20 protein-coding genes and 1 tRNA gene are annotated in these 24040 nt (G+C 75.3%); 10 read left to right on the forward strand and 11 right to left on the reverse strand.

From position 1 onward, the window contains the following. Positions 1–14: 14 nt before the first annotated feature. Positions 15–1820 carry a SpoIIE family protein phosphatase gene (locus ACZ5HG_RS03660; protein ID WP_464180455.1) on the reverse strand — a complete coding sequence of 602 codons (1806 nt, stop codon included), beginning with the start codon at positions 1818–1820 and terminating at the stop codon, positions 15–17. A gap of 180 nt (positions 1821–2000) precedes the next feature. Here ACZ5HG_RS03660 and ACZ5HG_RS03665 point away from each other — a divergent pair, with 180 nt between their 5' ends. From ACZ5HG_RS03665 to ACZ5HG_RS03695, 7 genes are all read left to right on the forward strand, one after another. Then, positions 2001–3137, forward strand: coding sequence for a DNA polymerase III subunit delta' (locus ACZ5HG_RS03665; protein WP_464180456.1), 1137 nt, complete (start codon positions 2001–2003; stop codon positions 3135–3137). A 57-nt stretch (positions 3138–3194) separates the two neighbouring features. After that, positions 3195–4748, forward strand: coding sequence for an alpha/beta hydrolase (locus tag ACZ5HG_RS03670; protein ID WP_464180457.1), 1554 nt, complete (start codon positions 3195–3197; stop codon positions 4746–4748). A 100-nt stretch (positions 4749–4848) separates the two neighbouring features. Next, a tRNA-Thr gene (locus tag ACZ5HG_RS03675) sits at positions 4849–4921 on the forward strand. 108 nt (positions 4922–5029) lie between these two features. Next, positions 5030–5455: a GntR family transcriptional regulator gene (locus ACZ5HG_RS03680; RefSeq protein ID WP_464180459.1), complete on the forward strand. Its 426-nt coding sequence runs from the start codon at positions 5030–5032 to the stop codon at positions 5453–5455. Then, positions 5452–6402 carry an ABC transporter ATP-binding protein gene (locus tag ACZ5HG_RS03685; protein ID WP_464180460.1) on the forward strand — a complete coding sequence of 317 codons (951 nt, stop codon included), beginning with the start codon at positions 5452–5454 and terminating at the stop codon, positions 6400–6402. The genes ACZ5HG_RS03680 and ACZ5HG_RS03685 overlap by 4 nt, the downstream gene beginning before the upstream one ends. After that, entirely contained in the window at positions 6399–7088 is a 690-nt protein-coding gene (locus ACZ5HG_RS03690; protein ID WP_464180461.1) for an ABC-2 transporter permease, read from the forward strand. The genes ACZ5HG_RS03685 and ACZ5HG_RS03690 overlap by 4 nt, the downstream gene beginning before the upstream one ends. A gap of 100 nt (positions 7089–7188) precedes the next feature. Beyond that, positions 7189–8019, forward strand: a complete 831-nt coding sequence (locus ACZ5HG_RS03695) for a sulfurtransferase (RefSeq protein WP_464180462.1) — start codon at positions 7189–7191, stop codon at positions 8017–8019. A 26-nt stretch (positions 8020–8045) separates the two neighbouring features. Here the strand turns inward: ACZ5HG_RS03695 and ACZ5HG_RS03700 are convergent, their stop codons facing one another. The 4 genes from ACZ5HG_RS03700 to tkt all read right to left on the reverse strand — a co-directional run bounded on the left by ACZ5HG_RS03700 (position 8046) and on the right by tkt (position 12705). Continuing rightward, positions 8046–8768, reverse strand: coding sequence for a DUF5701 family protein (locus tag ACZ5HG_RS03700; protein ID WP_464180463.1), 723 nt, complete (start codon positions 8766–8768; stop codon positions 8046–8048). Positions 8769–8834: 66 nt separating this feature from the next. Continuing rightward, positions 8835–9944 (reverse strand): non-homologous end-joining DNA ligase, encoded by a 1110-nt coding sequence (ligD, locus tag ACZ5HG_RS03705; protein WP_464180464.1) that lies wholly within the window; start codon positions 9942–9944, stop codon positions 8835–8837. Beyond that, positions 9941–10402: a class Ib ribonucleoside-diphosphate reductase assembly flavoprotein NrdI gene (gene nrdI, locus ACZ5HG_RS03710; RefSeq protein ID WP_464180465.1), complete on the reverse strand. Its 462-nt coding sequence runs from the start codon at positions 10400–10402 to the stop codon at positions 9941–9943. Before nrdI ends, ligD begins: the two co-directional genes overlap by 4 nt. Before the next feature lie 140 nt (positions 10403–10542). Continuing rightward, positions 10543–12705: a transketolase gene (gene tkt, locus ACZ5HG_RS03715; protein ID WP_464180466.1), complete on the reverse strand. Its 2163-nt coding sequence runs from the start codon at positions 12703–12705 to the stop codon at positions 10543–10545. Between the two features lie 170 nt (positions 12706–12875). On the opposite strand from tkt, the gene ACZ5HG_RS03720 reads away from it, so the two are divergent. Beyond that, positions 12876–15551 carry a phosphoenolpyruvate carboxylase gene (locus tag ACZ5HG_RS03720; RefSeq protein ID WP_464180467.1) on the forward strand — a complete coding sequence of 892 codons (2676 nt, stop codon included), beginning with the start codon at positions 12876–12878 and terminating at the stop codon, positions 15549–15551. Between the two features lie 103 nt (positions 15552–15654). On the opposite strand, the gene ACZ5HG_RS03725 is transcribed toward ACZ5HG_RS03720, so the two are convergent. The 4 genes from ACZ5HG_RS03725 to ACZ5HG_RS03740 all read right to left on the reverse strand — a co-directional run bounded on the left by ACZ5HG_RS03725 (position 15655) and on the right by ACZ5HG_RS03740 (position 21000). Further along, positions 15655–16875 (reverse strand): cobalamin-independent methionine synthase II family protein, encoded by a 1221-nt coding sequence (locus ACZ5HG_RS03725; protein WP_464180468.1) that lies wholly within the window; start codon positions 16873–16875, stop codon positions 15655–15657. A gap of 118 nt (positions 16876–16993) precedes the next feature. Continuing rightward, positions 16994–17701, reverse strand: coding sequence for an alpha/beta fold hydrolase (locus tag ACZ5HG_RS03730; protein WP_464180469.1), 708 nt, complete (start codon positions 17699–17701; stop codon positions 16994–16996). 117 nt (positions 17702–17818) lie between these two features. Beyond that, positions 17819–20815, reverse strand: a complete 2997-nt coding sequence (locus ACZ5HG_RS03735) for a helix-turn-helix transcriptional regulator (RefSeq protein WP_464180470.1) — start codon at positions 20813–20815, stop codon at positions 17819–17821. 62 nt (positions 20816–20877) lie between these two features. Further along, on the reverse strand, positions 20878–21000 hold the full coding sequence (locus tag ACZ5HG_RS03740) for a hypothetical protein (protein ID WP_464180471.1): 123 nt from the start codon (positions 20998–21000) through the stop codon (positions 20878–20880). A 292-nt stretch (positions 21001–21292) separates the two neighbouring features. Between ACZ5HG_RS03740 and ACZ5HG_RS03745 the strand changes: the two genes are divergently transcribed. Both ACZ5HG_RS03745 and ACZ5HG_RS03750 read left to right on the forward strand, forming a co-directional pair. Next, the gene (locus ACZ5HG_RS03745) at positions 21293–21874 is read left to right on the forward strand and encodes an HAD family hydrolase (protein WP_464180472.1); all 582 of its coding nucleotides are present in this window, start codon (positions 21293–21295) and stop codon (positions 21872–21874) included. A 153-nt stretch (positions 21875–22027) separates the two neighbouring features. Continuing rightward, positions 22028–22405 carry a PspC domain-containing protein gene (locus ACZ5HG_RS03750; protein WP_464180473.1) on the forward strand — a complete coding sequence of 126 codons (378 nt, stop codon included), beginning with the start codon at positions 22028–22030 and terminating at the stop codon, positions 22403–22405. On the opposite strand, the gene ACZ5HG_RS03755 is transcribed toward ACZ5HG_RS03750, so the two are convergent. Both ACZ5HG_RS03755 and ACZ5HG_RS03760 read right to left on the reverse strand, forming a co-directional pair. After that, on the reverse strand, positions 22387–23136 hold the full coding sequence (locus ACZ5HG_RS03755; RefSeq protein ID WP_464180474.1) for an amino acid deaminase: 750 nt from the start codon (positions 23134–23136) through the stop codon (positions 22387–22389). The two genes, ACZ5HG_RS03750 and ACZ5HG_RS03755, sit on opposite strands and share 19 nt — an antisense overlap. A gap of 25 nt (positions 23137–23161) precedes the next feature. Further along, the gene (locus ACZ5HG_RS03760; RefSeq protein ID WP_464180475.1) at positions 23162–23857 is read right to left on the reverse strand and encodes a hypothetical protein; all 696 of its coding nucleotides are present in this window, start codon (positions 23855–23857) and stop codon (positions 23162–23164) included. Positions 23858–24040 lie beyond the last annotated feature (183 nt).

Here is a 24040-nt window from a genome sequence, read left to right on the forward strand (position 1 = left end):
GCGCGGGCGGGAGGTCAGATGCCCGCGCCCGGATCCGCGCGCTCGAGCACCCGCACCGCCAGCAGCGCCACGTCGTCGGCCGGCCGGCCGTCCACCAGCTCGGCGGTGAGCTCCTGCACCAGGCGCTGCGGGTCGCGGTAGGCCAGCCGACCCGCCGCGTGCACCAGGCGGTCCAGCGAGAGGTCCATCGCGACGTCGCGCCGCTCCACCAGGCCGTCGGTGTAGAGCAGCAGCGTGTCGCCGGGCAGCAGGTCCGCGGAGCGGTCGTGCCGCTCGACGGTGGGGTCCACCCCGATCAGCAGGTCGGTCGCCGGGTCGAGGCAGCGGGCGCCCTCGCCGGGGCGGACCAGCACCGGCGGCGGGTGCCCGGCGTTCGACCAGCAGACCCGCGTCCCGCCCTCGGCGGGCACCGAGATCCGGGCGGCCAGCGCCGTCGCGATCGTGGACAGCCGCAGGCCGGCGTCGGCGCGGTCCAGCCGGGCCAGCCAGGACGAGGGCGCGTCCGGGCGGTCCCACGCGAAGGCGCGCAGGGTGGAGCGCAGCTGCCCCATCCGCGCCGCCGCGTCCATGTCGTGCCCGGTCACGTCGCCGACCATCACCGCCAGGTCGCCGCCGGGCAGCGCCAGGGCGTCGTACCAGTCGCCGCCGACCTTGTCCGCCCGGGCGGCCGGCAGGTAGTGCGCGGCCAGGCGCAGGTGGTCCGGCTGGGGCAGCGCGGTCAGCATCGCGTCCTGGAGGGTGCGCGCCACGTCGCGGCGCTGGTCGAGCAGCAGCGCGCGCTCCAGCGCCTGCGCGGTGTAGCCGGCCAGCGCGCTCTTCACCTCACGGTTGTCCTGCCGGAAGTCGCGTGGTTCCAGCCAGCCGAGGGTCAGCACGCCGAGCAGCCGCCCGCGTGACACCAGCGGGAGGATCGCCCGGCCGCCGTTGCCCCGCGGCTCCGCCCCGCCGGCCTCCTGCGCCTCGCCGACCGTGGGGAACCGCGCCACCAGGGAGGCGTGGTCCGGGAAGTACAGCGGTGCTCGCGTGCGGGCGGCCAGCGCGATCGGCCGGTCGTCGGTGAGCCGCGCGTGCCGCAGCGCCTCCACGCCCTGCCCGTCGAAGGCGTCCATCGAGGTGTACGTCAGCCCGCGCCCGTCCCGGTCCATCAGCGCGACGCCGGTCATCGGCGCGCCGAGCCCGAGCGCCGCCACCCGGGAGACCGCGCGGGTGATCTCGTCCACCGTGGTCGCCGCGGTGAACGCCTCGGCCATCATCAGCAGCAGCCGGCTGTGCCGGTGCGCGTCCGTCGCGAGCCGCTGCGACCGCCGGGCACGCTCCCGCTCGCCGCGCAGCCGCAGCTCGGAGGAGCAGGCCGCCGCCAGGTCGGCGAGGAACGCCAGCTGCTCGGGGTCCCAGGACCGGGGCTCGCGGTCGATCGCGCACAGCGCACCGATCACGTCCTCGGTGTCGTCGCGCAGCGGGTACCCGGCGTAGGCCACCACGTCCAGCTCGGTCACGGCGGCGTGGCCGGTCAGCTCGGGGTGCACCCGGGCGTCGTCCACCACCACCGGCGCCTCGCCGGTCACCACCCGCAGGCACAGCGCGTGCGAGAGCGGCAGCCGGCGGGCCGAGTCGATCTCCGGCGGCAGGCCGTAGGCGCCGAGGATCAGCTGCTCGGCGTCGGTCATCACCGAGACCAGCGCCACCGGCACGCCGAGGTGCCGGGCAGCCAGCCGGGAGAACCGCTCGAGCTCCGGGTCCCCGCCCGGGCGCGGGCTCGCCGCGACGGTGCGGCGGGTCGAGGGTCGCGGAGCCGGCGACCCGCTGGGGGCAGTGGGCACGGCTCAGTGTGGCAGCACCGGCGGCGTGCGTGGGGCGGGTCGGGCGTGGTCGGTGCGCGCGTGTCGGGGCGTGTCGGGGCGGCTGGGTACCCTGGCGCCCGTGAGCCTGCCCGTGCCGACGCCCCTGACCACCGGTCCCGCCGGCCCGCGTGCGTGCGCGAGCGCGGGGCGGACCCGCTGATGGCGACCGTCTGGGACGACGTCATCGGCCAGGAGCCGGCGGTCGAGGTGCTGCGCGCCGCCGCCACCGACCCGTCGAAGATGACGCACGCCTGGCTGCTCACCGGGCCACCCGGCTCCGGCCGCTCCACCGCCGCCCGCGCGTTCGCCGCCGCCCTCCAGGACCCGTCCGGCGACGTGCGCAGCCCCGGCTGCGCCACCGTGCTCGCCGGCAGCCACCCCGACGTCACCACCGTGGCCACCGAGGGCGTGGTGATCCGCGCCGACACCGTGCGCCCGCTGGTCGAGCTGGCGCAGCGCGCGCCCTCGCAGGGGCGGTGGCGGGTGATCCTGATCGAGGACGCCGACCGGCTGAACGAGACCTCCGGCAACGTGCTGCTCAAGGCGATCGAGGAGCCGCCCCCGCGCACCGTGTGGCTGCTCTGCGCGCCGAGCCCGCAGGACGTGCTGGTCACCATCCGCTCGCGCAGCCGCTCGGTGGCGCTGCGGGTGCCGCCGGTCGAGGCGGTGGCCGATCTGCTGGTGCGCCGGGACGGCGTCGACCCCGAGGTCGCCCTGGTGGCCGCCCGTGCCGCGCAGAGCCACGTCGGCGTCGCCCGTCGGCTCGCCCGCGACCCGGAGGCCCGGGCCCGGCGCGCGGCCGTGCTGCGGATCGCCCCGCGGGTGCGTGGCGTCGGTGACGCGGTGATCGCCGCCGGCGAGCTGGTCGAGACCGCCCAGGCCGACGCCAAGGCCGCCACCGAGGAGCGCGACGCCGCCGAGCGCACCGCCCTGCTGCGGTCCCTCGGCGCCGAGGGGGGCACCGCCGTGCCGCCCGCGCTGCGCGGTCAGGTCAAGCAGCTCGAGGAGGAGCAGAAGCGCCGCGCCACCCGGGCGCAGCGCGACGTGCTCGACCGCGCCATGGTGGACCTCATGTCGTTCTACCGCGACGTGCTGGTCCGGCAGATCGGGGCCGACGTCCCCGCCGTGAACGCCGAGCACGAGCAGGCCGCCGCCGACCTGGCGCGGGGCAGCACCCCCGAGCAGACCGTGCGCCGGCTGGACGCGATCAGCGAGGCCCGCGAGCGGCTGGCCGGGAACGTCGCCCCGCTGCTCGCCGTCGAGGCCATGATGATCGCGCTGCGGCCCCAGGGCTGAGCGCGGGGACCACGCGACCGGCGTCCGACGTGCGGGGCGGCCGGTTACGGTGGTCCGGTGATCCTCGCCCCGCGTGACCACCGTCCCTCCGTCCGACGCCGCCCACCGGTGCGCGCCGTCGCGCTCGGCGCCGTCGCCGCCCTGCTGCTCGCCGGGTGCGTCGGCAGCCGCCAGCAGGCCGACGTCACCGAGTCGCCCAGCCCCACCACCCCGGACGTGCAGGGCGTCGACGCGATCTACGCCCAGCAGCTCGACTGGCAGGCCTGCGGCGACCTCGAGTGCGCCACCGCCGTCGTGCCGCTCGACTGGGACGACCCCGACGGCGACACGATCACCCTCGCGGTGAACCGCCACCAGGCCACCGGCGACAAGATCGGCTCGCTGCTGATCAACCCCGGCGGCCCCGGCGGCTCCGGCATCGACGCGCTGTCCAGCATCGCGCTCGGCCGGTTCGGGGACGAGGTCGTCGACCGCTACGACCTGATCGGCTTCGACCCGCGCGGCGTGGGGCAGTCCACCCCGGTCACCTGCCTCGACGGCCCCGCGATGGACGTGCTCACCGCCACCGACTTCGACTACTCCACCGACGAGGGGATCGCCGCCGCCGAGGACGCGTACGGCGCGCTCGGCGCCGCCTGCCTGGCGGGCACCGGGCCGGTGCTGGAGCACGTGGACACCGTGAGCGCCGCGAAGGACATGGACGTGCTGCGCGCCGTGCTCGGCGACGACACGCTCACCTACGTCGGCTACTCCTACGGCACCCAGCTCGGCGCCACCTACGCCGCCCTGTTCCCGGACAAGGTCGGCCGCCTCGTGCTCGACGGCGCCCTGGACCCGACGCTGTCCAGCCAGGAGCTGTCCGCCGGCCAGGCCGGAGGCTTCGAGAACGCGCTGCGCGCCTACGTGGCCGACTGCCAGGCCGGCGCCGACTGCCCGCTCGGCGGCGACGTCGACACCGGCATGGCGCAGATCAAGGCCCTGCTCGACCGGGCCCGGCAGAACCCGCTCGACACCGGCACCTCGCGCCCGCTGACCGGCGCGCTGGCGTTCACCGGCATCGCGCTGCCGCTGTACGACGAGATGTCCTGGCCCTACCTGACCATGGCCCTCACCGCGGCTCTCACCTCGGACGACGGCTCGATCCTGCTCCAGCTGTCCGACCTGTACTACGACCGCTCCGCCGACGGCACCTACCAGTCGAACTCCACCTCGGCCTTCTGGTCGATCGGCTGCGCGGACGACCGCGGCACCACCGACATCGCCCAGATGCGCGCGGACGCCGCCGCCATCGAGCAGGTGGCCCCGACCGTCGGTGCCTGGTTCGGCTACGGCGGCACGCTCTGCGCGCAGTGGCCGGTGCCCGAGGCCGGCGGCCTGGACGACTACTCCGCCGAGGGCGCCGCGCCGATCGTCGTGATCGGCACCACCAACGACCCCGCCACCCCCTACGCCTGGGCGGAGAGCCTGGCGAGCACCCTGTCGTCCGGCACCCTGCTCACCTACGAGGGCGAGGGCCACACCGCCTACGGCCGGTCGAACTCCTGCATCCTCGACGCCGTGGACGCCTACCTGGTGGACGGCACCGTCCCTGCCGACGGCACCCGCTGCTGACCCGCGTCCCGCCCGGCACCACGGTCCGCTTTGGAGGACGCGGTGTCGGGCGGGTACGATGTCGGTGCTCGATCGGCGCCTGTGCGCTGGTCGGGAAGTCGCCGCCTTAGCTCAGTCGGCAGAGCGTCTCACTCGTAATGAGAAGGTCAAGGGTTCGATTCCCTTAGGCGGCTCGGTGACAGGCCCAGGATCCTCGTGATCCTGGGCCTTCGTCGTCCCCGGACCTTGACCTCGCCCGCTCCTACTGTGCATAGTGCATATGAACAGTAGGAGGTGACGGCGTGCGGATCGTCGTGCAGAACAGTGCGGACGTGCCCCTGTACGAGCAGGTGGCGCAGCAGGTGAAGGCTGCGATCCTCGGCGGCGAGCTGGCGGACGGGGCGGCGCTGCCCTCGGTGCGGGCGCTCGCGCGGGACCTGCGGATCTCGGTGATCACCACCACCCGCGCCTACGCCGAGCTGGCGGCCGAGGGCTTCATCACCACGGTCCCCGGCAAGGGCGCCTACGTGCTGCCGGTGGACTCGGCCCTGGTGCGCGAGCAGCTGCTGCGCCGGGTGGAGGCCGGGCTGGGCGAGGCGATCGACGCCGCCCGGCTGGCGCGGCTGGGGAGGGACGACCTGGTGGCGATGCTGGACGCGCTGCTGGTGGACGGGCCTGCCGGGACCGGGCCGGCGGCCGGCCCCGCGACCGCGGGAGGTGCCGCGTGACCGGGCAGGCGCCGGGGCAGGCGCAGCCGGAGGAGTGCGCGATCGTCATGGACCGCGTCACGGTGGACCTCGGCGGATTCGCGCTGCGGGACGTCGACCTGATGCTGCCCACCGGCTACGTGATGGGGCTGGTCGGGCCGAACGGCGCCGGCAAGACGACGCTGATCCGCACCCTGCTCGGCATGTACCGGACGACGGCCGGGTCGGTGTCGGTGCTCGGGCACCCGCTGCCGGCGCCGGAGGCCCTGCGGCAGGACGTCGGGATCGTGCTGGACCGACCCACGCTGGTGGAGGACTGGCGGCTGTCCGACGTGGAGCGCGCGCTGCGCCCGTTCTACCCGCGCTGGGACCCGGACCGCTACGCCGAGCTGCTGACCCGGTTCCGGCTGGACCGACGGGCGAAGGTCAAGGCGCTGTCCCGCGGGATGACGATGAAGCTCCAGATCGCCGTGGCCCTGTCGCACGACGCGCGGCTGCTGCTGCTCGACGAGCCGACCAGCGGCCTGGACCCGGTGGCCCGCGACGAGCTGGTCGGGATCCTCGGGGAGTACCTGGTGGACGAGGGGCGCAGCGTGCTCTTCTCCACGCACATCACCGCGGACCTGGAGCGGATCGCCGACCACCTGACGGTGCTGCTGGACGGGCGGGTGGTGCGCTCGGGCACCCGGGACGACGTGCTCGACGCGTACTGCCTGGTGCGGGGGAGCGACCGCGAGCTGCCCGCCGACGGGATCGTGCCGCTGCTCGGTGCTCGACGGACCGACGTGGGGGTGGAGGCGCTGGTCGCCTCGGACGACGTGCCGCTGCTGGGGACCGCAGTGGTGGTGGAGCGGCCGACGCTCGACCAGGTGGTGGTGCACCTCGGCGGGCGTCCGCCCGCGCCGCTCGACCCGGTCGCCACGCCGCGCCCGGCACGCCGGCTGGCGGGGCTGCGGGGGCGGGCATGAGCGCGCTGACCGCCGCCGTGCGGCTCGACGGGATGGTGATGCGGCCCTACGCCCGCCAGCTCTGCTTCGTCATCGCCGCGATGGGGATCCTGGTCGTGGTGGGCGGGACGCCGCCGGTGGTGCTGGTGACCGCCGGACTGTTCGCGGCGCTGATCGTGGCCTACCCGTTCGCGGTCGAGGACAAGAACGACCTCGGCACGCTGCACGCGGTGCTGCCGGTGCGCCGGGGGACACTGGTGCTGGCCCGCTACGCGACCGCGGTGCTCGGCTACCTCGGGGCGACCGCGGCGGCGACGGTGCTCGCGCTGGTGTGGGCCTCGCAGTCCGACGAGCCGGTGGTCGCCGCGGAGCTGTGGCTGGTGGCGGGTGCCTCCTTCGCGATGTTCGCGCTGCTGGTCGCATTGCAGCTGCCGGTGTACTACGCGCTGGGCTACACCCGCGGACGGATCGTCGGCTACGTGCCGATCATGCTGGTCTCGGCGGGGATCGGGGCCGGCGGCGTGATCGGCTCGGAGACGATGGACGCGGTCGACCGCTGGCTCACCGGTGCCGGCGGGACGGCGGCCGGGCTGGCGTTCGCGCTCGGGGTGCTGCTGCTCGCGGCCTCCGTGGTGGTGTCCTGGCGGCTGGACCGGCGGCGCGCGCTGCGCACGGCCGCCCGTCCGGCGCGCGACCCGCGGGACTGATCGCGCTGATCGCACCGACCGCGCTGATCGCACCACCAGCGCTGTCCGCCCTCGGCGGAGCACCGTCGCCACGCCCGCCCGGGCGTCGTACGGTGACGGCATGCCCGACGTGATCGTCTCCGCCCCCGACCTGGCCCGCGAGCTCGACGGCCCCCGCCCGCCCCGCCTGCTGGACGTGCGCTGGCAGCTCGGCGGCCCTCCCGGGATCGGCCAGTTCCGCACCGGGCACCTGCCCGGCGCCGTGTACGTGGACCTGGACACCGAGCTCGCCGCCCCGCCGTCCACCGCCGCCGGCCGGCACCCGCTGCCCGCCGTCGCCGACCTGCAGGCGGCCGCCCGGGGCTGGGGGCTGCGGCAGGGCGACTCCGTGGTGGTCTACGACGAGGCCGGTGGCGTCTCGGCGTCCCGCGCCTGGTGGCTGCTGCGCTGGGCCGGGATCGCCGACGTGCGGCTGCTCGACGGCGGGCTCGCCGCGTGGACCGCCGCCGGGCTGCCGGTCGAGACGGGCGACAGCGCGGCGGACCCGGGTGACGTGGTGCTGACCGGCGGCGGCATGCCGACGATCGACGCCGACGACGCCGCCGCCTGGTCGCAGGACGGGGTGCTGCTGGACGCCCGTGCCGGCGAGCGGTACCGCGGCGAGGTCGAGCCGATCGACTCCCGGGCCGGGCACATCCCCGGTGCCGTCAGCGCGCCGACCACCGACAACCTGACCGCCGACGGCACCTTCCTGCCCGCCGACGACCTCACCCGCCGGTTCGCCGCCCTGGGCGCCGCCGCCGGTGCGGACGTCGCGGTGTACTGCGGCTCCGGCGTGACCGCCGCGCACGAGGCCGTCGCGCTGACGATCGCGGGGCACACGCCGGTGCTGTACCCGGGCTCGTGGTCGCAGTGGTCCGGCGACCCGGAGCGGCCGGTCGCGACGGCCTGACCGGCGCGCGACGCGACGGGTGCGCGTCAGCCCGCGACGCGGCTTGCCGCCGACGCCGCGCCGAGCCAGGTGTGCGGGTTGCGGTCCCAGCACCAGCCGAGCTTGGCCCGGCGCTCGCTGATCCACACCGCCGGCACCCGCTGGTTCCCGGCGCGCGAGGCCATCAGCGAGAAGCACCGGTTGGGCCGCAGCATGTCCGGCCGCACCGTCACCAGCGCCAACCCCTCGGCGATGGTCAACGGGGTGCGCCCGCGCTCGCGGACGGTGAGCAGCGCCTGCTCCGGGGTGGTCCCGCAGAACTCGGAGCCGGTGTCGACGCCGTGCAGCAGGTACGGGCCGGGGCCGGTGGGCAGGTCGAGGTCGGGCAGCGGCAGGTAGCCGGCCATCTCGGCGTCGTCGATCACGCTGACGCCGAGCTTCGACCCACGGCGCATCGCGGGGGCGAGCGCGTTGGCGTGGGCCGTGCCGGGGTCGAGCACCAGCACGAACGGCACCTGGTCGTCCGCGACCTCGCCGGCGGGCGCGCGCCCCGGCGCGGGCAGCGCGTCGACCAACGGGGCCACGGCCGCCCGCAGCGCGTCCTCCTCCCAGCCGAGCGCGGCGGCGACGCCCAGGGCGAGGTACGCCGCCACCTGGCGCTCCACCTCGTCGTGAACGGAGGCGGTGGGGTCGAAGGGTGCGACCGGCGAGCGGTCGAGCGGGCGGGCGGTGGGCCAGGCGGGATCGGCGGGGACGACGGCGACGGGCACGGTGCTCCTCGGGTCGGGGAGGTGGTGGACGCCGGGCCCGGCCGGAGAGTTCCCGGCGCCGGTGGCTCAGCCCTCCGCGTCGGCCTTCCGGTCGCGGTCCTTGCTCGGCTGCACCCGCTTCGGCTCGCCGGGCATCTTCGGGTACTCCGGCGGGTAGGGCAGGTCGCCGAGGTCGTGGTCGCGCTCGTCCTTGGCGGCGAGGTCGAGCAGGCCCTCCAGCGAGCCGGGCGGCTCCGCGCCGGGATCGACGGCGGCAGGGTCGTCCCGGGCCACCAGCGGCGCGAACAGGTCGCCGACGCCTGCGAAGCGCTCCGGCATGGTCAGCACGTCGAAGTCGTCCGGGTGCACCTCGGGCACCTCCTCCCAGCGCAGCGGGGCGGAGACGGTGGCCCGCGGGTTGGCGCGCACCGAGTAGGCGGAGGCGATCGTGCGGTCCCGGGCCATCTGGTTGTAGTCGACGAAGATCGTCTGCCCGCGCTCCTCCTTCCACCACTTCGTCGTGACCTGGCCGGGCAGCCGGCGCTCCAGCTCGCGGCCGAGGGCGATGGTGGCGCGGCGGGCCTGGGTGAACGTCCAGCGCGGCTCGATCGGCACGAAGACGTGCAGCCCGCGACCGCCGGAGGTCTTGGGGTAGCCGGTCAGGCCGTGCTCGGCGAGGATCTCCCGCACGTGCGGGGCGACGCGGGCGGCGTCGGAGAAGTCGGTGCCGGGCTGCGGGTCCAGGTCGATCCGCAGCTGGTCGGGGGCCTCGACGTCGGCCCGGGTGACCGGCCAGGGGTGGAACGTCAGCGTGCCGAGGTTCGCCGCCCAGGCGACGACCGCCAGCTCGGTGGGGCAGACCTCGTCGGCGGTGCGCCCGGAGGGGAAGGTGATCGTCGTGGTCTCGACGTAGTCCGGCGCGCCCTGCGGCACCCGCTTCTGGAAGAACGCGTCCCCGCGGTTGTCGGCGCGGGTGGACAGCCGGGCCCCCTCGAACACCCCGCCCGGCCAGCGCTCCAGGGTGGTGGGCCGGTGCAGCAGCGCCCCGAGGATCCCGTCGCCGACGCTGAGGAAGTAGCGGACCACGTCGAGCTTGGTGATCCCGCGCTCGGCGAAGTAGGGCTTGTCCGGGCTGCTCACCCGCACGGTGCGTCCGTGCACCTGCAGCTCTTCGGCCGGAGCCTTGCTGGGCGTCATCGCCCCACGGTAGAGCCCGCCTGCTCGTCGTGCCCGGCGGCCAGTGCGGCGTCCAGGTCCGCCAGGATCCGCCGGCACTCCTCGACGTCCCACGGCGTGCCGGCGATCTCGAACTCGAACAGCACCGGCCGGTGCGACTGCGCGGCGATCTGCCGGGCGGCCATCTGGTAGTGCCGGCCGAAGTTCCGGTTGCCGCTGCCCATCACGCCGACCATCCGGCGGCGGTTCACCGGCGAGCGCAGGAACCGGCGCACGGCCTCCGGGATCGTGTCGTTGTTCTCGTTGCCGGTCTTGTACGACGGCGTGAGCAGCACCCACGGGCCATCGGCCTCGCTGAGCCGGTGCTCGCGCTCGGCGAGGTTGTACGCCGGACGCCCCAGGCGCTCCGCGAAGGACCGGACCAGACCGCTGGCGCTCGAGTAGTAGTACACGGGCGTCTGCCGGACCGGGGTGCTCATCCCGTCGATGCAACCCGTCCGGGCGCACGGCGCGCCGGGACGTTGGTCCCGGGCTCGGGTCGCGCCGGGGCCGGGACGCACGACGGCCGGGCGACCCCCTCGCAGGGGTGCCCGGCCGTCGTGGTGGTGCGGTCAGCGGGTCAGAGCTGGTCGCCCGTGCCGCTCTGGGTCGGCGTGCCGGCCGCGTTCGCCGGGGTGGCGCCACCGGCGGCGGCGATCGTCTCGTGCGCGGCGGCGACCACGGCCTCCGCGGTGATGCCGAACTCCTCGAACAGCACCTCGGCCGCCGCGGAGGCGCCGTAGTGCTCGAGGGACACGGACCGGCCGGCGTCGCCGACGATCTTGTGCCACGACATCGCGATGCCGGCCTCGACGGACACCCGGGCCTTGACGGCGGACGGGAGCACGGACTCGCGGTAGGCCTCGTCCTGCTCGGCGAACCACTCCAGGCTCGGCGCGGACACCACGCGGGTGGCGACGCCGGCGGCCTCCAGGGTCTCGCGCGCCTCGACGGCGAGCTGCACCTCGGAGCCGGTGCCGATCAGGATGACGTCCGGCGTGCCGGTCGACGCCTCGAGCAGCACGTAGGCGCCCTTGGCGACGCCCTCGGCGGAGGCGAAGCCCCCCTCGCCGCGGGGGAACGTCGGCACGTTCTGGCGGGTCAGGACGAGGCCGACCGGGCCGTCCTGGCGTTCCAGGGTGGCCTTCCACGCCTGCGCGGTCTCGTTGGCGTCCGCCGGGCGCACGATCGCCAGGCCCGGGATGGCGCGCATGGCGGTGAGGTGCTCGATCGGCTGGTGCGTCGGGCCGTCCTCGCCGAGGCCGATGGAGTCGTGCGTCCACACGTAGACCGCCGGCACGCCCATCAGCGAGGCCAGGCGGACCGATCCGCGCATGTAGTCGGAGAACGTGAAGAACGTGCCGCCGTAGGGGCGGGTCAGGCCGTGCAGGGCGATGCCGGACAGGATCGCGCCCATGCCGTGCTCGCGGATGCCGAAGTGCAGCGTGCGGCCGTACTGGTCACCGGCGAACTCGTGGGTGGAGCGCTCGGCGGGGATGAAGGACGGCTCGCCCTTCATGGTGGTGTTGTTCGAGCCGGCGAGGTCGGCGGAGCCGCCCCACAGCTCGGGCAGCACCGGGGCCAGCGCGGACAGGATCTCGCCGGAGGCGGCACGGGTCGCGACGGACTTGCCGGCCGGGAACACCGGCAGCGCCTCGGCCCAGCCCGCGGGCAGGTCCTTGGCGACCAGCCGGTCCAGCAGGGCGGCACGGTCGGGGTTGGCGGCGCGCCAGGCGTCGTAGCCGACCTTCCACTCGGCCTGGGCGGCGGCGCCGCGCTCCAGGGCCTTGCGGGTGTGCGCGATCACCTCGGGGGCGACGTCGAAGGACTTCTCGGGGTCGAAGCCGACGGCCTCCTTGAGGCCACGGACCTCGTCGGTGCCGAGCTTGGAGCCGTGCGAGCCGTGGGTGTTCTGCTTGGTCGGCGAGGGCCAGGCGATGATCGTGCGCAGGCCGATGAACGACGGCTTGTCGGTGACGGCCTTGGCGGCCTCGATCGCGGCGTGCAGCGCGTCCACGTTCTCCGTGTAGTCGCCACCCTCGGTCCAGTCCACGAACTGCACGTGCCAGCCGTAGGCCTCGTAGCGCTGGAGCACGTCCTCGGTGAAGGCGATCTCGGTGTCGCCCTCGATCGAGATGTGGTTGTCGTCCCAGATCGCGATCAGGTTGCCGAGCTTCTGCGTGCCCGCCACGGAGGACGCCTCGGAGGTGACGCCCTCCTGGAGGTCGCCGTCGGAGGCGATCACGTAGACGAAGTGGTCGAACGGGCTGGTGCCCGGCGCCGCCTCGGGGTCGAGCAGGCCGCGCTCGCGGCGGGACGCCATGGCGAAGCCCACCGCGGAGGACAGGCCCTGGCCCAGCGGTCCGGTGGTGATCTCCACGCCCGCGGTGTGCTTGTACTCGGGGTGGCCCGGGGTCTTGGAGCCCCAGGTGCGCAGCGCCTCGATGTCCTCGAGCTCCAGGCCGAAGCCGGCCAGGTAGAGCTGGATGTACTGGGTCAGCGAGGAGTGCCCCGCCGCCAGGATGAACCGGTCGCGGCCCAGCCAGTGCGGGTCCGCCGGGTCGTGCCGCATGACGTTCTGGTACAGCAGGTACGCCGCCGGGGCCAGGCTGATCGCCGTGCCGGGGTGGCCGTTGCCCACCTTCTCGACCGCGTCGGCGGCGAGGACGCGGACCGTGTCCACCGCCTTGTGGTCGAGCTCGGTCCATCCGACCGTGGTGGCCAGGGGAGCCTTCGCGTTCACCGCACCTCTTCTCTGCCCGGGCGGGTCGGCCCGGATCCTTCGGGGACGAATGCCCGGCACGTCCCGGCCAGGGCACTGGTCCTGAGCCTAGACTCCCGCGCCCACGGTGCAGGACGGCCATCCACCGGACACGACGATCGAACTTCGGAACGTTGACCTACTCTTGACCGGTGACCGACCCCCAGCCATCTCGCGACGCCCGCAAGGGCCTCGCGCGCCACGAGGTCCCCGACCCGTTGCGCAACGACGTCCGGATGCTCGGTGAGTTCCTCGGCCGGGTCATCCGCGAGTCCGGCGGTGACGACCTGTTCGACGACGTCGAGCGGGTGCGTGCGCTGACCATCCGGGCGCACGACGACCAGGACCTCACCGCCCTGTCCGAGGCCGAGGAGCTCGTCGCCTCGTTCTCCATCGAACGTGCGCAGCAGGTCGCGCGCGCGTTCACCTGCTACTTCCACCTCGCCAACCTGGCCGAGGAGTACCACCGCGTCCGGATCCTGCGCGAGCGCGAGTCCGAGCTGCCCTCGCTGCACCTGATGCCGGACGACTCGCTGCCGGCGGCCGTCGAGGCGCTGGCCGCCGAGGTCGGCAAGGAGGAGGCCCTGCGCCGCCTCCAGGACCTCGAGTTCCGCCCGGTCGTGACCGCGCACCCGACGGAGGCCCGTCGCCGCGCGGTGGCCTCGGCGATCCGGCGGATCTCCGACCTGGTGGCCGAGCGTGACTCGCTCAAGGTCGGCGGCACCTCGCTGGCGGAGAACGACCGCCGCCTGCTGGAGGAGATCGACTCGCTGTGGCGGACGTCACCGCTGCGCGCCGAGAAGCCGACGGTGCTCGACGAGGTCCGCACGGTGATGACCGTGTTCGACTCGACCTTCTTCGAGACCTTCCCGCTGGTGTACCGCCGGCTGGACGACTGGCTGCGCGAGGACGGTGCCGGCACCGACGAGCCGCTGGTGCGCCCGTTCGTGCGCCTCGGCTCGTGGATCGGCGGCGACCGCGACGGCAACCCGAACGTGACGCCGGACGTCACCCGGGCCGCCGCCGTGCTGGCCTCCGAGCACGTGCTCACCGCGCTGGAGGCCTCCGCCCGCCGGACCGCCGCCGGGCTCACGCTGGACAACCTCGGCACCCCGCCCTCGGCGGAGCTGACCGCGCTCTGGCAGCGGCAGCGCGACCTCGACGAGCCGCTGGCCACGCAGGTGGCCGCCGACGCGCCGAACGAGCCGCACCGCCGGGCGATGCTGGTCGTCGTCGCGCGGATCGCCGCCACCCGGCGCCGGGACGCCGACCTGGCCTACGCCGAGGCCGCTGACCTCGAGGCCGATCTGCGGGTCGTGCAGCGCTCGCTGCTGGACGCCGGTGCCCGCCGCGCGGCCTACGGCGACGTGCAGCGGCTGATCTGGCAGGTGCAGACCTTCGGGTTCCACCTGGCCGAGCTCGAGGTGCGCCAGCACTCGCAGGTGCACGAGTCGGCGCTCGCGGACATCGCCGAGCACGGGATCGACGGCGAGCTCGCCCCGCGCACGGTGGAGGTGCTGGACACCTTCCGCGCGCTGGGATCGGTGCAGCGCCGGTTCGGCGAGACCGCGGCCCGCCGGTACATCGTGTCCTTCACGCAGAGCGCCGAGCACCTGGCGGCGGTCTACCGGCTGGCCGAGCTGGCGTTCCCGGACCCGGGCACCGCCCCGGTGATCGACGCGATCCCGCTGTTCGAGACCTTCGCCGACCTGGAGGCCAGCGTCGACATCCTCGAGGGGATGCTCGAGCTGCCGCAGGTGCAGGCCCGCCTGGCGGCGAACGGCCGGCACGTCGAGATCATGCTCGGCTACTCGGACTCCTCCAAGGACGTCGGCCCGGTGGCCGCGACCCTGGCGCTGGACGTGGCGCAGAGCCGGATCACCGCCTGGGGCCAGAAGCACGACCTGCGGGTCACGCTGTTCCACGGCCGTGGCGGCGCCCTCGGGCGTGGTGGCGGCCCGGCGAACCGCGCGGTGCTCGCCCAGCCCCCGGGCTCTGTGGACGGCCGGTTCAAGCTGACCGAGCAGGGCGAGGTGATCTTCGCGCGCTACGGCAACCCGGTGATCGCGGCCCGGCACATCGAGCAGGTCGCCGCCGCTACGCTGCTGGCCGGCGCCCCGTCGATCGAGAAGCGCAACGCCGCCGCCACCGAGCGGTTCACCCGGCTCGCCTCCGCGCTGGACGAGTCCTCCCGCACCCGGTTCTACGAGCTGGTGCGCGCCGAGGGCTTCCCGCAGTGGTTCGCGCAGGTGACCCCGCTGGAGGAGATCGGCCTGCTGTCGCTCGGCTCCCGCCCGGCCCGCCGCGGCCTGTCCGTGGAGTCGCTGGACGACCTGCGGGCGATCCCGTGGGTGTTCTCCTGGTCGCAGGCGCGCACCAACCTCGCCGGCTGGTTCGGCCTCGGCACGGCGCTGAACACCGTGGGCGACCCGGACGAGCTGCGTCAGGCCTACGCCGAGTGGCCGCTGCTCGCGACCATGATCGACAACGTCGAGATGGCGCTGGCGAAGACGGACGAGCGGCTGGTGGAGCGCTACCTCGCGCTGGGCGACCGCCCCGACCTGGCCAAGCTGGTGCTGGCGGAGATGGCGCTGACCAAGCGCTGGGTGCTGCTGATCACCGGCAGCGACGGCGTGCTGGCCCGGCGCCGCGTGCTCGGCCGCGCGATCCAGCTGCGCAGCCCCTACGTGGACGCGCTGTCGCTGATCCAGCTGCGCGCGCTGCGCAGCCTGCGTACCGGCGCCCCCGAGGCCGAGGTCGAGGGTCTGCGACGGCTGCTGCTGCTCACCGTGCAGGGCGTGGCCGCGGGGTTGCAGAACACGGGGTGATCCGCGCTGCGGGGCGATCCACCCCGGACGTGACGACGGGCCCGGTCCCTCCCTGCGGGGAGGTGCCGGGCCCGTCGGCGTGTGCCGTGGGCTCAGCCGCGGGTCACGCCCACAGCCGCCGGGTGGCGACCTCGGCGCCGGCGACCAGCGCGTCCAGCTTGGCCCAGGCGATCTGCGGGTGGATCCGCCCGCCGAGGCCGCAGTCGGTCGCCGCGATGACGTTCTCGCGGCCCACCGCGCGGGCGAAGCGCTCGATCCGGTCCGCGACCAGGTCCGGGTGCTCGACCACGTTGGTGGCGTGGCTGACGACGCCCGGCAGCAGGATCTTGCCCTCGGGCAGCGCGACGTCCTCCCACACCCGCCACTCGTGCTCGTGCCGCACGTTGCCGGCCTCGAAGGAGTACGCCCCGGCGTTCACCTTCAGCATCGACTCCACGATCGCGGCCATCGGCAGGTCGGTGGTGTGCGGGCCGTGCCAGGAGCCCCAGCACAGGTGGTAGCGGATCCGGTCCTCCGGCAGACCGCGCAGCGCGTGGTTCAGCGCCTCGATGTTCCGCTCGCTGAACCTCACGTAGTCCTCGACGGAGGGCTCCGGGGTGATCTGGTCCCAGTTCTCCGCGAGCGACGGGTCGTCGATCTGCAGGATCAGCCCGGCGTCGATCACCGCCCGGTACTCCTCGCGCAGCGCGTCGGCCAGCGCCCAGACGTACTCCTCGTGGCTGCCGTAGAACTCGTTCTCCACGCGGGCGGCGCTGCCGGGGGCGATCGAGGTGACGAAGCCCTCGGCGGCACCGGTGGTCTCGATCGCGGCGCGCAGGTTGGCGACGTCCTGGGCGATGGCGTCCTGACCGGTGTAGGTCAGCGGGCCGGTGCAGGTCGGGAACGGCTTCGGCTTCGAGCCGCCCGCACCGCCGGTGAAGATGCCGCTGGTCGGGTCGTTGTACGCCTCGGCGAACACCTGGCGGTCGCGGCGCTGGCCGAAGCCGGTCACCACGACGTTGCCGGGGGAGGACTGCCGGTCCGCGGTGATCCAGTCGGCGCCGTCGCGCAGCTCCAGGCCGCCGAGCCGCTGGAACGAGTACGACCACCAGGCGCCGTAGTCCACCGCGGAGCTCATCGACTTGCCGAACTCGCCGTCGCCCGGCACCGAGATCCCGGCCTCGACCTGCCGGCGCACCAGGCCGGTGACCGCGTCGGAGAGCAGGTCGTGGAAGCCCTCGACGTCGTCCCCCGCCTCGCGCGCCGCATTGGCGGCCAGCAGCTCCGGCGTGCGCGGGAGGCTGCCCGCGTGGCTGGTGAGGATGCGGTCGGTGCTGCGGATCATCTGCTCTCCCGGTGCTGGTGACGCTCGTGGTCGTCGTCATCGTGGCACAGCGATCGGGGCCGATCCCGGGACGGTCCAGCCCGCGGGCGTGGCGCCGCCGCTGCTCAGCGCGGCGGGCTCAGCGGTGCGGCGTCAGGCCGGCGAGCACCTGGAGCAGGATCCGGTTGAACGCCACCGGCGCGTGGGAGTTCACGTCGTGGCCGGCGCGCGGCACCACCCACTGCCGGGTGCCCGGGCGGGCGCCGAGCAGCCGGCGGGCCTCCAGCCGCAACGGGTCGCGCGAGCCGTTCACCAGCCATACCGGCAGCACCAGCCCGCGCAGGTCGCGCAGCGGCGAGTAGCCCTGCAGCGCGGCGAGCATGTCGGTCACCACGTGCCACGTGCCGCCGCCGAGGCCCAGCGTGCGCACCACGCGGTGCGAGACGTGCCGGTACGCGCCCAGCGGCTTGCCGCGCAGCTCGGTCGAGCAGCCCGCCAGCACCACACCGGTCAGGCGCTCCTCGTTCCGGGCGGCGTAGGCCAGCGAGACGTAGCCGCCGAGCGACAGCCCCACCAGCAGCGGCGGGCGGTCGAAGGTCGCCACCGCGGCGTCGATCGCGGCCAGCGCCCCGTCGAAGGTGAACCGCTCGTGCGCGCGGGAGCCGTGACCGGGCAGGTCGATCGCCAGCGTCGGGTGCCCCTGCTCGTGCAGCGCGCGCACCTGGTCGTCCCAGATCGCCGCGGACGTGCGGGTGCCGTGCACCAGGACGATCGGCAGACCGGGGTCCGCGACGAGCGCCGGGTCGAGGCGGTCGGTGCCGACGTGCAGGGGGCCTTCGACGTGCATGGGACCTTCCGGTGCTGGGGCGGGCGTGCGGACCGGATCGCACAGTACGGCCCGCTGCTGGACGTCGCCTGCGCGCGGTGTGCAGGTGCTGTGCAGGCGATGTCGCGGGTGCTGCGCTCAGCCGCCCAGCAGCCCGCGCCGGTGCGCGATCGTCACGGCCTCTGCGCGCCCGCCGGCCCCCAGCTTGGCCAGCAGGTTCGACACGTGCACGCTCACCGTCTTGCCGCTGATGTACAGCTGCTCGCCGATCTGCCGGTTGCTCAGCCCCTCGGCCACCAGGGTCAGCACCTCGGCCTCGCGGGTGGTCAGCACGTCGCCGCCGCCGGTCGGCACGCCGGGCAGGTCGAGGCGTGCCCGGCGGGCCAGGTCGCCGAGCGCGGTGACCAGGGGAGCGGCACCGATCCGGCGGGCGGTGTCCAGCGCGGCGGCGGCCTGCGTGCGCGCCCCGTCCCGGTCGTCGGCGTCCAGCAGCGCCTCCGCCCACCGCCGGCGGGAACGGGCCACCTCGTAGTCGTAGCCGTAGTCGAGCTCGGTGGCGGCACGCCGCCACGCCTCCGGGTCGGACCGTCCGTGCAGGCGTCCGTGCTCCGCCCGTGCCCGCGCCAGCCAGCCGCGCCCCTCCGGCCCGAGCCGGCCACCCCGGGGACGCCCGCGCTCGGCGGTGGTCTCCGCGCGGTCGAGCAGCGCGTCGCCGACGCTCAGCCGGGCTGCGGGGTCGCGTCCGGCCCGCGTGTCGTCCGCCGCGAGGTCCGCCAGCGCCGCGAGCCCGAGCGCCGACAGCCAGATCCCGCCGAGGAAGTGGTCCGACCAGGACCGGCTGATGTCCTCGATCACCTCGTGCGCCAGCGCGACGGCCTCCTCGCCCCGGCCGGCCCAGGTCAGCGCGTCCACGGTGCAGCCGCCGGAGATCAGCACGATCATCGGGTCCGGGTGCCGGGGCGTCAGCAGGGCGAGCCCGCGGTCCACCACGTCGGCATCCCCCCGCGCGACCGCCGCGTACAGCCGCACCCCGGCCAGCGTGGCCTCCGCGTGCGGCGGGGCGGCCACCGGCTGCGGCAGGGTCAGGTCGCCCCGGGCGTAGGCGACGATCTCCGCGAACAGCCGCAGCTCGATGCCGTACGCGCTCCAGGTCAGTCCCTCGCGGGTGGCCCGGTCGACCCCCTCGGCGGTGATGTCCGCCGCGGCGGCCAGGTCGCCCGCGTAGTAGCGGTTCGTCGCCAGGTTGTAGGTGCACCGCAGCTCGGTGTCCGTGTCGCCCGCGGTGCGTGCCCGGTCCAGCGCGGTCGCCAGCAGGTGCGCGGCCCGGTCCTCGTCCTCGACCACCAGCACCGCCAGCGAGATCAGCGCGTCCGCCTCGGCGTCGGCGGCGCCGGCCGCACGCGCCTCCGCGACCGCCGCGTCACCGGCCTGCTCGGCGCGGTCGTCCAGGTCGCTGTTGAGGGCCGAGCGCGCGTAGGTCGCCAGCGCCCAGGCCCGGGCGGAGGTCGGGCCGACGGCGAAGGGCTCGCCCAGGCCGGTGGTGGTCGCGTCGTCCGGCAGGCCGAGCGCCAGCCGGGTCTGCTCCAGCGCCTCGGCCACCCGGTCCACGCCGAGCAGGTGCCGCGCCAGGGCGGTGCGCGCGACCATGCCCAGCTCGGCCAGGTCCTGCGGGTCCAGTCCCTGGCCGGGGTCGTCCACCGGCGTCGCGGCAGCGGTCCGGACCGCCTCGCGGGCCAGCGCCACCGCGCGGTCGCCGAAGCCGGAGCGGTGCGCCGTCGCCGCGGCCGCGAGCAGGATGTGCACCGGGTGCGCGCCGACGTCCTGCGCCGCCGACGGCACCGCGGGCCACAGCCGCAGCACCGTCTCCAGGTGCCGCAGCTCCTCGGCGGGGGCGAGCAGCCGACCGGCCTCCTGCGCGGCCTGCCACGAGGCGGTCAGCGCCGTGCGGGTGTCGTGGGCGCGCAGCGCGTGGTGCACCCGCTCCGCCGGGGAGGCCAGCGCGGGGTCCGCGGTGAGCGCGGTCAGGTAGGCGCGGTGCAGTGCCACCTGCTCGCCCGGCAGCAGGTCGGTGTAGACCGCCTCGGCGAGCAGCGCGTGCCGGAACGCGATCCTCCCGTCCTCGCCGACGAGCACGTGGTGCGCCACCGCCTCGCGCAGCGCGTCGTCGAACGCCCCCGGCGCGTCCTCGGACCCGGTGGCCACCGCGCGCAGCAGCGGCTCGTCCACCCGGCGGCCCGCCGCCGACGCCACCCTGGTCAGCTGCTGCGCCGCAGGGTCCAGCTGCTCCAGGCGGGCGCGCAGCACGTCCGCCAGCGTGCCCGGCAGGTCGGTGCCCTCGGTCCCGGCCTCGGTCAGCTCCTCCGCGTAGTACGCGTTGCCCTCCGACCGCCGCACGATCCGGCACAGCGCGTCCTCCGGCAGCGGGGCGCCGGTCAGCGCCGTGGTGAACTCCCGCAGCTCCGCGTCCGTGAACGGCGGCAGGTCCACCCGCTCCACCCGTGGGTGCCGCCCGAGCTCGGCCAGCACCGGGCGCAGCGGGTGCCGGCGGTGCAGGTCGTCCGCGCGGTACGAGCCGATCAGCAGCACCTGCTCCGTGCGCAGCCGCGCCACCAGGAACCGCAGCAGGTCCCGGCTGGAGTCGTCCGCCCAGTGCAGGTCCTCCAGCACCAGCACCAGCGGAGCACCGGGCCGGCCCACCGCCGCCAGCGCCGCCGCGACACCCTCGAACAGCTGGAGGCGCACCCCCGGCTCGTCGCCGCCGCCCGCCTCCGCCGATCCCGCCGCGCCCGCGGGCAGCAGCCGGTGCAGCGCCGGCCGGGTCGCGGCGACCTCGGTCACCGTCGCGGCCGTCGGGCTGCCGTCCGCGACCAGCTGGTGCAGCGCGTCCGCGAACGGCAGGTAGGGCAGGCCGATCCCGCCCAGGTCGAGGCAGTGGCTCGTGACCACCACCGCCCCGCGCTCGCGGGCCAGCCGGCCGGTGTGCGTGAGCAGTCGGGTCTTGCCGACCCCCGCGTCCGCCCCCAGCAGCACCAGCCCCGGCTCGCCCGCCGCCGCACGGTCCACCGCCGCGAGCAGCACCGACACCTGCTCCTCGCGCGCGACGAACGGGGTGCGCGCCGCCACCGACCGGCTCATGCCCACGATCGTCCCAGCAGGTGCCGACACGCGTCGCCCCGCCCCGCCGTCCCGCCGCCCGCTCAGCGCCGACGTCCGCGACGCCGCCACCGCCAGCCCAGGTCCGCGCCGCGCACGGCCTGACGGACCACCTCCTGCCGGTACTGCACCTCGGCGTCCAGCGCCGGCCCCCAGATCGTGTCCATCACCGCACCTCCGACTCGTCCCGCCGGCGCTCTGCCGGCACCCTCGACACTGCTCCTGAGGGGGTGGGGCGCGGATCGGTCGACCGCCCGAACCTGCGCGGGAGCCTCGGGGAGGTCGGGGTCTGAGGTGGCCTGAGGTGGGCCTGAGGTGGGTCTGAGGTGCCGTCGGGGTGGGGGAGCATGGCACCCTCGTGCCCGTGAGCACCGACGACCTCGCCGCCCCGCTGCCCGTCGAGGGCGTGCTGTTCGACATGGACGGCACGCTGATCTCCTCCGCCGCGGCCGTCGAGCGGTGCTGGCGGACGCTCGCGCGCGAGCACGGGTGCCGGAGTCGCTGGTCAGCCCGTTCCCGTTCCACGGGGTGCCGGCGCGGGACATCGTGGACACGCTGCTGGCCGACCGCTCGGCGGACGAGCGCGCGGCGGCGCTGGACCGGGTGGTCGAGCTGGAGATCGCCGACACCGAGGGGATCGCCGTGCTGCCCGGTGCCGCCGAGGCGCTCGCGGTGCTGGTGCCGCAGGGGCGGTGCGCGATCGTCACCTCGTGCGGGCGGCGGCTGATGGAGGCGCGGTACGGCGCGACCGGGCTGCCCTGGCCGGAGGTGGTGGTCACCGCGGACGACGTCGAGCGCGGCAAGCCGGACCCGGAGCCCTACCTGCTCGGCGCCCGGCTGCTGGGCCGACCGGTGGACCGCTGCGTGGTGGTGGAGGACGCTGCCTCGGGCGTGCGGTCCGGGCGGGCGGCCGGGGCGATCACCCTGGGCCTGCGGACCACCGGCCCCGGCCCGGGTGCCCACGTGGAGATCGACGACCTGTCCGAGGTGACCTTCCGGGTGCACGACGACGGCGTGCGGGTGGAGCGCGCGCGGCGATGACCCCCGCACCCCGGCTCGGCTCCGGGGTGGTTCAGGGTGGGATCCGGGGCGTCCCCGATGTGCGCGAGCCCGTGTGGGCGGCAGGCTGAGGGTGTTCGCACGACCCCCGTGGACCACGGTGGCGTGGCAGCAGGACCGACAGGAGCGATGGACATGACCGGCATCTACGAGTCGATGTGGCGCAACGGGCTCGTCCGCCCGACGCAGGGCCGCACCATCGCCGGTGTGTGCGCCGGCCTGGCACGGCGGGTCGGCATCGGCGAGTGGCCGATGCGCTGGCTGTTCATCCTGGCCGTGATCGTGCTGCCGGGCAGCCCGCTGCTGTTCTACCCGATCCTGTGGATCCTCATGCCGGACGAGGAGTGGGTGGCGCGCACGCACGGCTCCGGCCCCGCGCAGCAGCAGCCCTACGGCACCGCGCCTGGGTACGGCACCGCGCAGCAGCAGCCCTACACGCCGCCGCAGCCGTACTCCTCGCCGTACACCCCCGAGGCCCCGCAGCCGCCGGCCGGTCAGCCCCCGACGGCCTGAGGGGCGTCGAGCAGCACGTTGTACCGCGGGACCGGGGCCAGTGCCTCGATCTCGCGCAGCCGGGGCGGTGCCGCGTCGACCGGGAAGAGCGTGACCAGGCGGGTGCCCGTCGGTCCGACCAGCCCGTAGACCAGCGCCGCCCCCGTCCCCGGGACGCCCTGCGCGCGGTGCACCACCGTGCGCAGGGCGTTCGTCGTCCCCGGCACCGGGTCGTCGCGGAGCAGCAGCGTGCCGGGATCGTCGGCGGCACCCGTGAGCAGCGGCAGCGCCGCGTCGGTGACGCGTTCCAGCAGCGTGCGCCCGTCCGGGCGGTGCCAGGGCAGCAGGTGCCGGGGGTCGAGCCCGAGGGCGGTGGCGAGCGCCCCGCCGGTCCACCGGTCGCGCTTGAGCCCGAACGGCGTCTCCTCCACGGAGAGCAGGTAGCCGTACACGTGGGCCAGCCCCGCGTTCGTGCCGGGGAACTCCTCGGGCAGGCCCGCCCGGCGTTGCAGCGCGGCGAGCACGGTGCGGGGGACCACCGGGGTGCCGGTGTGCTCGTCGACCACGGTGGAGCGGGCCCAGGCGGCGAGGGTGCCGCGCTCGCGGTCCCGCACGATCTGCTCGCCGAGCCAGGTCAGCGCGTCGATCGCGGCCTCGGCGGCCTCGGGCGTGGGGTCGGCGGCGAGCCGGCGGGCGACCGCATCCAGCGTGGTCAGGTGGTCGGGGTCGGGCAGGGCACGGGGATCAGGCACGTCCGGCAGCGTAGGCGGCGACGCGTCAGTGGCGACCGGTCGGCGCCACCAGCACCAGCGGCCCGTGCTCGCCCGGGGGCTCGGTGAACCCCAGCGCCATCAGCTCGGTCTGCTCCCGGTCCGTCCGGGCGAACGCCACGACCTGGTCGCCCGCCGGGACGACGGCGTCGAGGAGCTCGCCCACCGCGCGCACGGCTGCCGCGCGGCCGTCCGGCCCCGTGCTGCTCGTGCGGACCCGGCCCAGCGACCAGCCGCTCTGCGTCAGGAGCGCACCGCGGATCCGTCCGCGACGTTCGGCCGGGGTCCGTTCCGCCCGGTCGCGGGCCGACTGGCAGGCCGAGACGGTCACGGTGTAGAGCAGGATCGCGGCGACGACGACCAGGGGCGGCCAGGAGGCGACCTCCTGGAGCAGCCCGATCCCCACCGCCACCAGCGGGAACGTGACGATCCAGACGGCGAACATCTGGCGGGGCGACGTCGGCCGCCCGAGCACGGTGCAGACCGTCCCGTGCGGGTCGTTGCGGTGGTACGCCGGCGCGAGCAGCGCCCAGGCGACCGCTGCGGGTCGGCACCAGGCGGCGAGGAGGCGATGGCGGGTGCCGTCGCCCGGAGCCGTCGTCGCGGCGACCGTGCGGGACACCGCCCAGGCGTCGGCGCGGCCGGTGCGCACCCAGCCGGCACGGCTCCATGGCTGGTGACGCTCGGCGTCCTGGGTGCGCACGGGTCGAGGCTGCCAGCGTGCGGGTCGGTCCGCACCCGGGCGAGCGCGCGGATCGGGGATCGGTCGCCGCGAGAGTTTTCCAGGAGTTCACACGGGCGAGGTCATTTCGTCCATGAAGCACCTCTAGCGTGGACGGTGCGTCCATGAGGGCGCCGACCGTCGAGGTCCCGCACCGGGATCCTC

This window comes from Cellulomonas sp. GTC20042 (genome assembly GCF_055389595.1).